15 protein-coding genes are annotated in these 13,994 nt (G+C 43.9%); 4 read left to right on the top strand and 11 right to left on the bottom strand.

Annotated features, from left to right (window positions below):
- Positions 1-37: 37 nt before the first annotated feature.
- The 5 genes from AC0VYI_RS01860 to AC0VYI_RS01840 are packed head-to-tail and all read right to left on the bottom strand — an operon-like array spanning position 38 to position 4,238.
- Complete coding sequence (locus AC0VYI_RS01860; protein WP_475446943.1) at positions 38-805, bottom strand: ABC transporter ATP-binding protein; 768 nt, start codon at positions 803-805, stop codon at positions 38-40.
- A gap of 14 nt (positions 806-819) precedes the next feature.
- Positions 820-1,935, bottom strand: a complete 1,116-nt coding sequence (locus tag AC0VYI_RS01855; protein ID WP_475446942.1) for a succinylglutamate desuccinylase/aspartoacylase family protein — start codon at positions 1,933-1,935, stop codon at positions 820-822.
- Positions 1,932-2,702, bottom strand: coding sequence for a histidine ABC transporter permease HisM (gene hisM / locus AC0VYI_RS01850; RefSeq protein ID WP_475446940.1), 771 nt, complete (start codon positions 2,700-2,702; stop codon positions 1,932-1,934). The genes AC0VYI_RS01855 and hisM overlap by 4 nt, the downstream gene beginning before the upstream one ends.
- Positions 2,702-3,421 (bottom strand): ABC transporter permease, encoded by a 720-nt coding sequence (locus tag AC0VYI_RS01845; RefSeq protein ID WP_475446938.1) that lies wholly within the window; start codon positions 3,419-3,421, stop codon positions 2,702-2,704. The genes hisM and AC0VYI_RS01845 overlap by 1 nt, the downstream gene beginning before the upstream one ends.
- Positions 3,422-3,464: 43 nt before the next feature.
- Complete coding sequence (locus tag AC0VYI_RS01840) at positions 3,465-4,238, bottom strand: transporter substrate-binding domain-containing protein (protein ID WP_475446936.1); 774 nt, start codon at positions 4,236-4,238, stop codon at positions 3,465-3,467.
- A gap of 419 nt (positions 4,239-4,657) precedes the next feature.
- Between AC0VYI_RS01840 and AC0VYI_RS01835 the strand changes: the two genes are divergently transcribed.
- A complete protein-coding gene (locus tag AC0VYI_RS01835) occupies positions 4,658-5,275 on the top strand; it encodes an FMN-binding negative transcriptional regulator (protein WP_475446934.1) in 618 nt (205 codons plus the stop codon).
- A 125-nt stretch (positions 5,276-5,400) separates the two neighbouring features.
- Here AC0VYI_RS01835 and ltrA read toward each other — a convergent pair whose 3' ends face one another.
- Positions 5,401-6,735 (bottom strand): group II intron reverse transcriptase/maturase, encoded by a 1,335-nt coding sequence (gene ltrA, locus AC0VYI_RS01830; protein WP_475446933.1) that lies wholly within the window; start codon positions 6,733-6,735, stop codon positions 5,401-5,403.
- On the opposite strand from ltrA, the gene AC0VYI_RS01825 reads away from it, so the two are divergent.
- Positions 6,721-7,506 (top strand): methyl-accepting chemotaxis protein, encoded by a 786-nt coding sequence (locus AC0VYI_RS01825; protein WP_475446931.1) that lies wholly within the window; start codon positions 6,721-6,723, stop codon positions 7,504-7,506. The two genes, ltrA and AC0VYI_RS01825, sit on opposite strands and share 15 nt — an antisense overlap.
- Positions 7,484-7,726, top strand: a complete 243-nt coding sequence (locus AC0VYI_RS01820; RefSeq protein ID WP_475446929.1) for a hypothetical protein — start codon at positions 7,484-7,486, stop codon at positions 7,724-7,726. The genes AC0VYI_RS01825 and AC0VYI_RS01820 overlap by 23 nt, the downstream gene beginning before the upstream one ends.
- Here AC0VYI_RS01820 and AC0VYI_RS01815 read toward each other — a convergent pair.
- Positions 7,701-9,008, bottom strand: coding sequence for a hypothetical protein (locus AC0VYI_RS01815; RefSeq protein ID WP_475446927.1), 1,308 nt, complete (start codon positions 9,006-9,008; stop codon positions 7,701-7,703). The genes AC0VYI_RS01820 and AC0VYI_RS01815 overlap by 26 nt on opposite strands.
- Before the next feature lie 31 nt (positions 9,009-9,039).
- Entirely contained in the window at positions 9,040-10,278 is a 1,239-nt protein-coding gene (locus AC0VYI_RS01810; RefSeq protein ID WP_475446925.1) for an NAD(P)/FAD-dependent oxidoreductase, read from the bottom strand.
- Positions 10,279-10,328: 50 nt separating this feature from the next.
- Between AC0VYI_RS01810 and AC0VYI_RS01805 the strand changes: the two genes are divergently transcribed.
- Positions 10,329-11,024: an aspartate/glutamate racemase family protein gene (locus AC0VYI_RS01805; RefSeq protein WP_475446924.1), complete on the top strand. Its 696-nt coding sequence runs from the start codon at positions 10,329-10,331 to the stop codon at positions 11,022-11,024.
- A gap of 33 nt (positions 11,025-11,057) precedes the next feature.
- Here the strand turns inward: AC0VYI_RS01805 and AC0VYI_RS01800 are convergent, their stop codons facing one another.
- Genes AC0VYI_RS01800 through AC0VYI_RS01790 form a run of 3 tightly spaced genes read right to left on the bottom strand, consistent with a single transcriptional unit; the run spans position 11,058 to position 13,936 of the window.
- A complete protein-coding gene (locus AC0VYI_RS01800) occupies positions 11,058-12,353 on the bottom strand; it encodes a TRAP transporter large permease (protein WP_475446923.1) in 1,296 nt (431 codons plus the stop codon).
- Positions 12,350-12,889: a TRAP transporter small permease gene (locus AC0VYI_RS01795; RefSeq protein ID WP_475446921.1), complete on the bottom strand. Its 540-nt coding sequence runs from the start codon at positions 12,887-12,889 to the stop codon at positions 12,350-12,352. The genes AC0VYI_RS01800 and AC0VYI_RS01795 overlap by 4 nt, the downstream gene beginning before the upstream one ends.
- Before the next feature lie 57 nt (positions 12,890-12,946).
- On the bottom strand, positions 12,947-13,936 hold the full coding sequence (locus AC0VYI_RS01790) for a TRAP transporter substrate-binding protein (RefSeq protein WP_475446920.1): 990 nt from the start codon (positions 13,934-13,936) through the stop codon (positions 12,947-12,949).
- Positions 13,937-13,994: the final 58 nt, after the last annotated feature.

Below are 13,994 nucleotides of genomic sequence, written 5' to 3'. Positions count from 1 at the left end.
TAAGCGGCTCTTATACCAAACGACTGGTTCGCACCATTTAAGTGTGACTTAAAAAACGCTGCAAGCGCTCACTTTTAGGGTGATTAAATATCTCCTCAGGAGACCCCGACTCTTCGATTAAACCATTCGCTAAAAAAACCACTTGGTCTGATACTTCTTTGGCAAAAGCCATTTCGTGGGTCACCATAATCATGGTGCGCCCTTCTTCGGCAAGATTACGGATCACTTTCAGCACTTCGTTCACTAACTCTGGATCAAGCGCAGATGTCGGCTCATCGAATAATAAAATATCAGGTTCCATCGCCAACGCACGAGCAATGGCAACGCGCTGTTGCTGACCACCGGATAAAAATGCGGGATATCGACTAGCAACGGCTTGGCTAAGCCCAACTTTATCCAAATACTCAAGCGCCTTAGTTTTTGCCGTGTGTTTGTCCACACCCAACACTTTCGTCGGTGCCAGCATGATATTTTCCAACACCGTCATATGACTCCATAGATTAAAGTGCTGAAAAACCATCGCCAACTTGGTGCGCAGAATTTGCAGTTCTTTAGGGTTAGCGAAGGTCATGCCCTCTTTGTCTGACGAGGTGTTAATCGTCTGTCCATTAATACTAAAGACACCATCGCTAGGCTGTTCCAAAAAGTTAATGCACCGTAATAAGGTACTTTTCCCAGAACCAGACGAGCCAATTAAGGTAATCACATCACCGATTTTGGCCTTAAGGTTGATGCCTTTTAATACCTCATTATCCCCGTAGTTTTTACGCAGTCCTTCGATGGAAAGTTTGTATTCTGTGCTCATAATAATTCCAATGCTTAAGGCGCTAATAAATAGCCGCTACGGATAGGGTTTTCGCCAGCAACATGGGCAACTAACATGCCGGCTGTTGCAGTGCGTCTAAGAGAGCGGGAAAATAATACCCCCGCTTGAGTGGCTCGTATTTGTTCAACCTCATCGGTAATCGGATTAATAATTTCCGCTATAAGTTGCTGTGCTTCGACCATGTCACCGGGCTTTGCACAGTGAACTAACACCCCTGCTATTGGGCTTTTCAGTGGTTCGACCGCGGTTAGGTCTGTGGCTGGCGCTTTATAATCAGGTAGAGGGTCGGCCTTTCGATCCGTAATCACGCCCAAATGACGAAGGTAATTAATCAAAGCACTAGCGTCTTGATCACTTTTTTCATGGTACACATCCGCCTGCCCGCAAAGCTCTAGGGTCGCCGCTTGACAAGCCGTCGGTACCTTTTCGCCAAAGCGCGCTTGTAAACGCTGCCATACCATATCGAAAGACGAATCAAACGGCTGTCCGCCCGTTTCATCCGCGAGCATATTCGCCCTTGAACCCAAATATTGAGCCAATGGAGCGATGCCTTGCCACGAGTAATACGTGCTATATACATGCTGAACCGCTTCAAAGTCACAGTGCATGTCTAAAATAATATCCGCATCACAACACAATGTTTGCAGTGCTTTCTGCTGGGATTGAAGTTCCGTTTTTACTGGCCAAGATTGAATAACTTGTCGTAATGCTAAACGAATCAGCTTTTTATTAGCTTCCACATCCTCTGTTAACAGGTCTTCAACTTGGTTCGCTACTTGCTCAAATGTATCGTAATAACCACGATTAAAGTTCTGACCCGTTTCTAGTTGATAACGCCCTAACGGAACGTCCATCAAATGCTGGTTCTGACCTATTGGATTCGCCACAGGGACTAAAATAATTTCCCCATTTACATGACCTTGCTCTTCTAACACAGCTAGCTGTTTTTTGAGCTTCCATGCGGCCAGCATGCCAGGGAGTTCATCCGCATGCAGTGACGCTTGAATATAGATTTTTTTACCTGTCTCAGGCTTGCCGAAATGAAAGCTATCAATAGCTCGCTGGGTGCCAATAGCCGGAGAGATTAATGGATGTTGATTGTGTTTCATTTGGTATTCGCTTCTTTTTTCTTTGCAGGGAAAAGCTCAGCAAACAGGCTTTTACCTCGCTGCGTTTGAGGTAGGTGTGCGGTGTAATAACACTCAAAGCGTCGGAATAAATAGAAAATAATAAACGACAATATAAGATACAAAATAGCCGCAATGCCGAACGATTGAAATGTCATATAGGTGGCTGAGTTCGCGTCTCTGGCGACCTTAAGAATATCCGGAACCGTCGCAGTAAAAGCAATCGTCGTGGAGTGCAGTACCAAAATCACTTCATTACTGTATTGCGGAAGTGACTGTTTGAACGCCGCCGGAAAAATAATATATCGATAGACTTTCCAGCGATTCATACCAAATGCTTTCGCGGCTTCAATTTCGCCTGAATTAACGTTTTTCAACGCACCAGCTAACATTTCACACATGTAGGCACAGGTATTAATCGTAAAAGCCAGCAAAGTACAATTTAGCCCGTTACGGAAGAAGTCATTCAAAAAGGTGTCATTTTGTACAAACGACAGACTGTAAATACCGGTGTAGCAAATTAATAACTGCAAATACAATGGCGTTCCACGAAACACGGTCGTAAAAGCGGCCACACTCCAGCTTAGCGCTCTGTATTGTGAATTTCTTGCCACGGCAAAAGGGATAGACAATAAAAACCCTACCACCACCGAAAAAATCACCAACCATAAAGTAACGACTACACCAGAATAGTTGTAGCCATCGGTGTACAAAAACGGCTTCCAATACATGCTAAGTAAGTCGAGCATCAGTTTGCCTCCTTAATACCAACATGAAAATGGCGCTTAAGAAATGCAAAAAAGACATTACTCAAAATGGAATAGACGAGAAAAATCACTGCAGACACCATCAAAAAGAAAAACACTTTGTTAGTGGATTTACCGGCTTGAACCGCAGCGCTAATCACATCGTTTAAACCAATAATGGAGATAAGAGCCGTCGACTTAATAATCACTTGCCACACATTGGATAACCCAGGAAGGGAAAGACGCATCATTTGAGGAAAGACAATATAACGAAAACTTTGCCCTTTCGATAAACCATAAGCCACTGCCGCTTCTTTTTGCCCTTCTGAAATAGACTGTAAGGCTCCCCGAAAGGTTTCAGAGAAATACGCCCCATAGATAAACCCAAGGGTAATCACACCCGCTGTAAAGGGGTCTATGTAGATAAATTTCCAGCCCAACAGAGTCGTTAATTCACCGACCCAATTTTGTACACCGTAGAAGATCAACAGCATTAGCACCAAATCAGGAATGCCACGAATCAAAGTGGTATAAAAGGTCGCTAAAAGGCGAGGTAAGACATGCTTGGCAGATTTGACCAGCGCAATGAACACGCCAATCACTATCGCGAGGCAGAATGACAGCAAAGAAAGCTTCACTGTCATCCATGTGCCTTGCCATAACAAATCACCGTACCCTTCTAAGTTCACAAAGGACTGTATGGTAGAGACAAGGTCTTGCATGGTTAATTCTCATCTATCATGGTTAGTAGTGCTCGATATACACTCATTTACTGTATAGATCTAAATCGCCAAAATATTTACGCTGAATAGTCACATACGTGTTATCGGCATGAATGGCTTTGATTCCTTTATTGATGAGATCCTTCATTTCAGTATTGCCTTTGCGAATCGCAATCGCTGTATCGGAAGGTAATAACTTATCTACGACTTTTTGATTAGAGAAATCGCTATGCTTTCCATCACGAATAAAACCGTTCTGAGCTTGAAACATATCCTGCATAGAGGCATCAATACGGCCATTTAGTAGATCCGCATAGACTTGGTCTTGGGTTTGATAAGATTGAACACGTACCCCTTGAGCGGCCAATTTTGTTTTGGCAAAGTTTTCTTGAATCGTACCTTGCTGAACACCTACCGTTTTTCCTTTTAAAGAGGCTACTGTTGGCTCTAAGTGCTTACTGGTTTTGCTCACCATAGAAGAAAAACCGGACCAAGTTCGATCTGAGAAATCGACTACTTTTTTACGCTTATCAGAAATACCGAGAGAAGAGAAAATCGCATCGATTTTGCCAACACGGAGACTTGGAATTAGGCCATCAAAACTGGTTGGAACCCAGACACACTTTTTATGAACCTTCTCACAAATCGCATTTCCCAAATCTATTTCAAAACCAGCCAGCGTTCCATCTGCTTGCTTGTATTCATAAGGAGGGTAAGTCGCATCCACACCAAAACGGATAGTGTCGCCTGAGGCAAATGCTGGTGCTTGCATAACAAGACCTGCTAACGCGAGCATAGAGTAAGCTATTTTTTTCATGTGCTGGGTTCCTTTGAGTATTTGTGTTTTATTACCGATTTATAGTTTTATATGTGACGGTTTTTTTACTCTACAGTAAGGGTGAAAAGTAAGTCTATGGTTGGCCTCCACATGACATAGCGCACCTAGCCGTCAACTAGCGTCTAGTCGCGTCAGACACTATTCTCTAATACTGTAGATTGCGATAAAAAAAGACCAAACCTTATACGAGGCGAAGGCAATACAGTCATTGCGAATCTGTTGATATTCCAGCTGGAAAAGAGAGAATTGATCCTATTAGAGCGGTGTACGAATTATGACGACAATCTAGTTGCAACGCTCAATTCGGCTCTTGTCAGCACAAAAATACAATCAACAAGAAAAAAAGGCATTTAAACTCAAGCTCTCTGTGACTCTTTAGCATTAGGTAAGGAAACATCATGTATTTACCAAAGCATTTCGAAGTAAACAATCAGGAAGAACAACTTGAATTTGTTAAAGCGTTTCCCTTCTCCACCTTAGTGACCAATAGCGAGGATGGTTTAAACGCTGAGCATATTCCGATGCTGGTTCACTTTGATGAAGAAAACAGAGTATTCCTGCGGGCTCACATCGCCAAGGCCAATCAGCTTTGGCAGAACGTAGCGAATCAAACGGATGTATTGGTTATTTTTCAAGGCGAAAACGCCTACATCACGCCCAACTGGTATCCATCGAAGAAACAAGATGGCAAGGCGGTTCCAACGTGGAATTATCGAGCCGTTCACATCAAAGGGTCGATTCAGTTTATTCACGAAGCAGAGTGGAAACTGTCTTTTTTAGAGCAACTAACAAATACTCACGAGCAAACCCAGACGTCACCTTGGGCCGTATCAGATGCACCACAAGATTATATAGAAAAGCGGCTTGCTGGCATTGTTGGTGTGGAAATCAAAGTCGACAACATACAAGGTAAGTTTAAACTCAGCCAAAACCAAACGACCGAGAACAAAAACGGCGTACGAGACGGCTTAGCCGAAAAACAAGATCCCATGGCTAAAATAATTAAACCCTCTTAGCTGAGTTTTTTAACGATGCTACTTTAGATTTCGAGCAAGCTAGGAGCGAATCAAACATCGAGTAGGGTGAGGCGTTGCCGCCTCATCCCTCTCACAGAACCGTACGTACGGATCTTGTATACGGCTCATGTAAACTTACATTCAGCATGCACACTGAACACATACCCCGTCTTCACTTCTTCAAGGTTTACCAATCCTAGTTCGTCGAACCATTTGTTTGGCATCGCGTGGCTGGCTAATGGACTCGCTGCATTTCTCCAACTGGTCATCGATATGTACTTAAACGGCGGCTTGTAGCCCAGTTGCTTGAGCCTTCGGTGCAGCCGTTTAGGCTTCTTCCATAATTTTAGTTGTATACTGCGCAGTCGTCTCCTTAACCATTGGGCAATTTTCTTGAATTCACCACTCGCATTGGCAATCCTGAAGTACTGACTAAACCCTCTTAATAGCAGGTTCAGCTGTTTGATAACCTCACTCAACGGTTTTCCACCATTGCGTTTGGTCAACTGCTTAAGCCTTTGTTTGAACAAGCACAGTTTCTTGGTTTGGATTCGGGTATATCGGTTTCCGATCTCCACGCCTAAAAACTTCACCCCCTCACGACTGTGCGTAAGGTGGGTCTTTTCTTCGTTCACTTTGAGCTTGAGCTGTTTCTCCAAGATTATCGCCGCCTGTACTCGTGCATTCTCTGCACCCGCTCGGCTACGACACAGAATCAGGATGTCATCCGCATAGCGTACGATTCGATGACCTCGTTGACGCATTTGTTGGTCAAATTCGTCCAAGTACACGTTCGCTATCAAGGGGCTGATCACCCCTCCTTGCGGACTGCCTTGCTCTGTTTCCTGCCAATCCGTACCAACCATTACGCCACTTTTTAGGAACTGTTCTATCAGCTTCAACACACTGCCGTCTGCGATTCGTTTTCTCAGGCTTTTTAAAATTAAGCCATGATCCAGACGATCAAAGCACTTTGATAGATCCATATCCACCACATGGTTTAAACCGTAACGGCGCATAAACATCGTGGCTTTGTTGATCGCATCATGACAGCTTCGTTTGGGTCGATAACCAAAACTCGAGGGATGGAACTGTTCTTCAAAGATGGGCGTAAGGACGTCGGTTAGGGTTTGTTGAACGACTCGATCCCGTATCGTCGGGATCCCTAGCAATCGCACTCCTCCGTCCGCTTTGGGGATCTCTACCCGTCTGACCGGTTGGGGGTGATATTGCTTGGTTTTCAGTTCAAGAAGAAGTTGATCCAGTTCATCACTCAACTTCGAGGCGAAGTCACTCAGGCTCTGCTTATCTATGCCTGCCGCGCCTTTTGCTTTCCACACCTTTTTGAAGCCTTTGTACAGTCTCTCCTTGCTCAGCAAGTGACCATACACGCTGTAATAAACTCGACGCTTCTTCTCTTGGGTTGTGCGCTGTGTGGGGGCTAAATGTTTCTTGTTCATGTCGGTTTATTTCGCTCCGCTCAATTCCAAGACACTCAAGTCGCTATAGACTCTATGAACCAACTCGTAGAAGGAGTTCATCATATCGCACGGGGCACGAATAAAGCTTCTGAAGCGTCCAATAAAATTGAAAATGAAACGGCTCAGGGCATTCAACAACTTAAAGAAATGACCGAAAAAATAAAAATTTTAGCGCAAATTATCAACAGCTCCTCCGATTCAATTCAGAAAGTGGCTAAAGAAACAACCGCTATCACACAAATACTTGACGTCATAAATGGCATTGCAGACAGAACGAATCTATTGGCACTTAACGCCGCTATTGAAGCCGCTAGAGCAGGCGAACAAGGAAGAGGGTTTGCCGTCGTTGCGGACGAAGTCAGAGGCCTAGCTAAAAAAGTCCAAGAATCAACGGAAAAAATTGAACAGAGCATTCACACCCTTCAGCATCAAGTAAATGACTCTGTCAGATTTATGAATAACACACAAAATCACATGGAACAAAGTACCCAAACCAATGCCAAACTTGAGGAGTCCTTTAGCCTCATTACTCTTTCGCTTCGACAGTTAGTCGATATTAACACCACCATTGCTTCTACCGCTGAGGAACAAGCCAACGAAGCGCAAACTGTCGAAGAGACCATCTCAAATATTGGCAAGTCTAGCAAAGAGACCAATGATTTAGCCCAACAAGCAGAAAACAATTGTAACGATTTAAACGACTACACTACGAGTCTAAAATCGGTTGTTGCGGCGTTTAAAGCGCCCTAAGCAAAAGACAGAGGTATTCATTACCAATAAAAAACGTAATAATGAGGAACCGCTACTTGCTGGCATCGTCGGTGTGGAAATCAAAGTCGATAGCATACTAGGTAAATTTACGCTCAGTCAAAACCAAACCACGGAGAACAAAAACGGCGTTCGAGATGGTTTAAGGAAAAAGCATCTCTTGGTTGGGATTCAAGTCAGCGTTGAAATTGCACCAAAGTAAACATGGCAATGCCAACCACCAAGATCATTGCCGCCCCATACCACCAATTTTCTCGGGCGAGTTGAAAATTATCCACACCATACTTTCCAGAGACAGACAGATTGATGCCTGATAATGGGCCTATCGCCGTACCGACGCCCCATGAACACAAGGAGACAAAAGCTAGCAGCGTGTTATTCACTGTATCAGCGGGTATAAAGGAGCTCATTAAAGAAATGCCTACAATAGGGTGAAGACCTAACAGTGCAATGCAACAAATTCCCAAGAAGCAACCAAAGGCTTCAACAAAGCCAAACTCATGAAATAAAGACCAATTCGTACCCAGCGTGCAGCTCAAGGCAAGACTGACCATCTTGGTCAGAAAGCCCGCCGATAAAAAAAGTGAGACTTCATTCGCCATATTGGGTAAACGAATTTGCGAATGCTCGGCTAAACGCTGCTTGGTGTAACTGGGCCCTTTTTTCACTAATAGCAAAGCAATCACAGAAACCGGACTGAGTAAGGTAACGATGGATAAAATCGGTACCCCTCTCATCACAAAATAGTGAAAAACAAGCACCAGTGCAGCCAAACACACGGGAAACACCAGCGATGCAACAGACAAGGGGTAACCGGAAAACGTCGCCAATTCTCCTTGAGCACGAAACTGCCAGAGTGTAATCAGCGCCGCACTGATCGCCATAGGTACCCCTAAAATGGCGAGTTGATGGAACTCGGCATTTGGCGCAATCGATAATGCCACCGCAACGGAGGCAAAAAAAGGTGACCATAAACCAGCACTGGTAAGCGCCCGTGTAAGAACGGAATATTGGGACTTGGTCAGTGTCTGAGATTGCTGTAATAGCTTGTCCGCGACAATAAAAATCGCAGACATATTGATCACGGCCCCCAACAGCTGAACACTGGCCCACGTACTAAGCAGCCCTTTCGTACCGACAATAGGCTTATGTTGTTTGGCATTATTAGGCAACAAACCTAACACTGACACACCCGACAACATGGCAACAATGCCTAAATTCCCTTCTATTAGGGAAAAAGACAACGTCATCTTTCCTGACGCCCAAGCAACCAGAAAGGCAATAACGCCGCCCCCCATCAGAAAACGAATTTGTCGTTTATTACGAGGGTTTAGACGCGGCCAAGCCGACACAAATACAACCCAGTAGGATAAAGCTGATAAAACTAATAGACCGCTTAGCGAAGGGATAAGTGACAACAAGAAAAATCCACAGCCGACTATCACACCATACCCAGAAAAACGGTTTTTATTGAGTCTCAGCACGCTTGTTTCATCCTTGTTTATCATATCAATCCTAGTTAAACCGAGCTGGAGAAAAGGGAGTAGGATCAATAAAGGTGTCTTTCCCTAGCATCATTTCCGCTAACAAACGCCCCGTTGCTGGTCCGGTACTAAAACCCACATGCTGATGCCCAAAGGCTAACCAAACCCCTTCCACATGAGGACAAGCCCCAATAGCGGGCAATGAGTCTGGTAAAGTTGGGCGGTTCCCTAGCCAAAGGCTATTAGGTACTAACTTTCCTAACTTAAGCATCTGTTGGGCGGCTTTCGCCACTTCATTCAGTTGATCCGGTGAGGCAGGTGCGTCTTTATCCTTTAATTCAGAACCACTGGTAAGACGATAGCCATGAGTCATGGGTGTCAACACAAAAGCACCATCGACATCATAGACAGGTCGCGTTAGCGTTGGCCCTTCAGGTATTTCATAATGCTCGTGATAGCCGCGTTCAAATCCCATCGGTAGCGGTTTCGCGATGGTTTTTAGTACATCGTTTGACCAAGGGCCCGCAGCGAGCACAACTTGATCCGCAAGATAATTTGCCCCTTTTGCCTGAATAGCAATTTGCGTATCTTGCTTGGCCAAAGACATCACTTCGTCTCGAACCAGCGTTCCTCCCAAAGAGAGAAAATGATCAAGGTAGCCTTGTGTGACGTTACTGGGACTGTCCACCGAGGCCGCAGATTTAATGAGCATCGCGCTGCCATAAATAGGCGCTATTGCAGGTTCTAACGCCTGTAACTGTTGAGCATTGAGTAATTCAAATTCAATACCCAATTGCTGGTAAATCGTTTGTTCATAATGAGCGGCTTGTGCCCCATCTGGCGAGCGATAAATTTTTAACCAACCGGTATCTCGTAAACGATGCATCTGACCAGATGCCGTCAACCACTTTGTATGTTCGGATAACGCTACTCGAATAATAGAGTCCAGACTTTTAATATTTTTTTCAGACGTTTCTTGCAGAGAATTATAAAGAAAACAAGATGCCCATTTAATGTTTTTTAATAAATAGGGATAGCTCATCCGAACGGCGGGATGTTTATTAAAGACATATTTCTTTAAACTTGGAACTAAGTTCTTATTATTTATCAAATACGCAGAACTACGCGCAATCACTCCCGCATTTCCAAAAGAGGTTTCTAAAACACTCTCATTTTTTTCAATTAAAGTAACATCAAATCCTTTTTCGATCAGGTTAAGTGCGCAACTGACACCAACAACACCCGCCCCAATCACATAAACATTGCCCATTTAAAAAACCTCTGATTAAATTGAGATATTCGTTTTAGGGAGTACATAAAATGGCACATAAAGAGAAAACCTTTTCTCTCGGCGTTATCATGCTTAATACCCATTTTCCTCGCGTCTTGGGTGACATCGGCAACCCCAATTCTTTCTCGTTTGATGTCATCTACGAGCGCGTCAATTCTGCCGCCGTCAGCGCTATTGTTACAGCAGAAGGTGTCAATAAAGAAGTCAAGAAAGACATCTTTAACAGTATAAAAACTCTAGAAGATAAAAACGTTGACTTGATCGTCACCACCTGTGGTTTTTTAGGTGAAATGCAAAGCGAATTAAAGGCCTTTGCACACACACCGATCATAACCAGCTCTCTCCTTACTTTGCCTTTTGTTCGAACGTTTCTAAATAAGCAAGAGGATAAAGTTGGAGTGCTCACATTTGACGCGAACAAACTTAACGAAAAACATTTCGGCGGTTTTTATTCCAACGATATTATTGTAAGCGACATTCCAAAAAATGGTGTTCTCTACCAAACAATAAAAGAGGACCTATTAACTCTGGATATAAATCAAGCGCAACAAGAAGTGGTTGCCGCTGCCAATAAGTTAATAGCGCTAAATCCATCCATTAAAGCCATTATTCTAGAATGTACAAATCTATCCCCTTATATTCAAGCCATTAGGGAAGCCACCAAACGACCTGTATTCGATATTATTCAAGCCATCAACTGGTTTAAGGAGACCAAATCGACTTAAACCAGCCGAAAACATATGAAGTAAGCAGATTGCTTACTTCATTGCACTTGGTAATATCGTGGCAATTTCGGGTTGCCATACTAAGATAAATACCGCCAAAATCATAATCAAAAACATGGGGAAGGCAGCACGCGCAATAAACGCCATATTGTGCCCAGTCATGGATTGTAAGACAAACAGGTTAAAGCCAACTGGTGGCGTTATCTGTGCCATCTCCACCACAATCATTAGGTAAATCCCAAACCAAATCATGTCAAAGCCAGCTTGGCGTACCAAAGGCTCAATCACCGCCATGGTGAGCACGATGGAAGAAAGACCGTCTAAAAAACACCCCAAAATAATATAAAATACAGTCAAAATGACAATCAGCATGAGCGGCGATAAATGCATCGCAGCAATACCTTGGGCCAAGTTGCTGGGTAGACCTGTAAAGCCCATCGCCAAGGATAAGAAATGTGCGCCCATTAAAATAAAGGCAATCATACTTGACGTTTTCATTGCCCCCATAAGGGATTCAATAAAGCACTTCCAGTTCAAACTTTTCTGCACGGCGGCAATAATCAAAGAGCCAATAACCCCCAAAACAGCCGCTTCAGTCGCAGTAGCAATGCCTGAATAGATGGAGCCAATAACACAGACTATTAGCGCCAAAACCGGCGTTAAACTCACCAAGGCTTTGAACTTATCACGCCAAGTAAAGGACAGATCATCTGTTTCGCCCGTCTTTTTAAATAAGGATGTGAGTGCGACATATCCCATAAACAATGCGGCTAGCATAATCCCCGGTAAAATCCCTGCGATAAAGAGCTTTACGATCGACTCATTCACCGTTACGCCGTAAATAATCAAGGATACAGAGGGTGGAATTAATAAGCCTAATGTTCCTGCACCAGCCAATGTCCCAACAATCATTCGTTCGGGATACTTACGCTTTTGCAACTCAGGGATCGACATTTTACCAACGGTGGCTACAGTGGCTGCAGAAGAGCCCGATATGGCGGCAAATACTGCTGATCCAGTAATATTGACATGCAGTAAACCACCAGGCAGCCGATACATCCACGGGGTTAGCCCCCGGAATAGGGTTTCCGATATTTTCGTTCGAAAGAGAATTTCCCCCATCCAAATAAAGAGGGGCAAAGAAGTCAGTGTCCAAGATGAAATAGAACTCCATATTGTGATGGCCATGGAATCGCCCACCGGACGACTAGTAAATAATTCCATCGCGACCACAGCACAACCAATTAGACTGGCACCAACCCAAACACCTGAGCCTAAAAAGAAAAATAAGACGATTAGTAAGACGCCTATTAACCACATATCACTCATACTACTTCCTCTGTTTCTTGTCTCATAAGAGGACTGACTTCGCGTCCTGTCACAGTGAACCAGAGACACTCAAAAAAGGAGTGCACCACGCTCACTGCGAAAAAAATACAACCTAAAGAAACAACGGACTGTGGAATCCACATGAGAATGGCAACAGAGCCACCACTAACATCACCATATTGCCAAGAAAAATACACCAAACGACACATGTAGTAGGCCAAATAAACGCTAACAACAGAGGTCACTAGCAGAGCAAACAGCGCCCACCACTGCTGCTTTCTTACGCCCATTTTTTCGATAAAAAGCGTCACTTGAATATGTGCTTTACCACGAAAGGTGTAAGCAAGTGCAAGACAATTTGCTGCCGCCATCAAGAAACCCGCAATTTCCGTTAACCCTGGTACATACACGCCTACCAAACGGCTAACAATGCTGGTCACGACACACAGCGCCATAGAAACAAGGCATAATGCAGCCAACGCTCCAGATAACTTATATAAGTAATCCAGACCTTTACCAATATTACATAGAAACATATACGTGGTCCGTAGAGGTAAAAAAACACGGAGAGTTTTTGCTCTCCGTGTTAGCGATCATTTGCTTTGCTGATAAGTATTGATGATATGTTGACCTTCTGGGCCTGCTTTTTTCAACCATTCCATTGTCATTTTCACACCAATTGCTTGTAGCTGCTCTGTCAATTTATCACTAGGGTATTGAACAATCATACCGTGTTTCGCTAACTGAGTTTTATACCAGCCCGCCAACTCTTCGGATTTTGCCCAACCTTTCTTTTCAGCATCTGCTGCGGCTTTCAAGACGATTTTTTGCGTCGCTGGAGACAATGCATTCCAAGCACGTAAATTTACAAATACCATATTTTTAGGTAGCCAAGCTCTGATGTCATACCAGTATTTTACGTTTTCCCACAATTTCTGGTCATAACCAGTAGAACCCGAAGAGATCATACTGTCAGCCACGCCAGTCGCAAACGCTTGAGCCACACCAGCGGCTTCGATCTTAGTTGGAATCGCCCCCATTAACTCTGCTACTTCTGACGTTGCTGGATTATAGGCGCGAAATTTAAGACCTTTCATGTCGGCAATCGAATTGATCGGCTTGTTGGCGTAAAGACCTTGTGGCGGCCATGGAATGGAATACAGTAACTTCATACCATTTTTCTTAAGCTCTTTTTCAAGAGCAGGTTTTGATGCTTGGTATAGCTTCCAAGCCGATGGGTAATCCGTTGCCAAAAATGGAATGGCATCCACTGTATAAATTGGACTTTCATTGCCTAAAGCAGAAATTAAGCGCTCACCGATGGGGGCTAGACCACGACGTACCGCATTGTAAATTTCACCCCCTGGAAATAAAGACCCACCCGGATGGGTAACGATTTTAATTTCATTCTGCGCGGCTGACACTTGGTCAGCAAACTGTTTATCGATGACAGAATTGTAATTCGAGGCAGAATACGCCAACGGCATATCCCAAGTGTCTGCAGCAAAAGTAAAGCCTGATAAGCCCAAAGCTAACCCGGCAATCAGAGCCTTTGCACCCTGTTTAATCGTGTTTTTTTTCATTTAGGTTTCCTTGTTTGTGACGTTTTTTTAATATTGTTTATAAATATAACCATCTAAT

Source organism: Marinomonas sp. 63XJN7_9_ISO-PGPR-S23-217, assembly GCF_056173515.1.
This window is presented reverse-complemented; position numbering and strand designations above follow the sequence as displayed.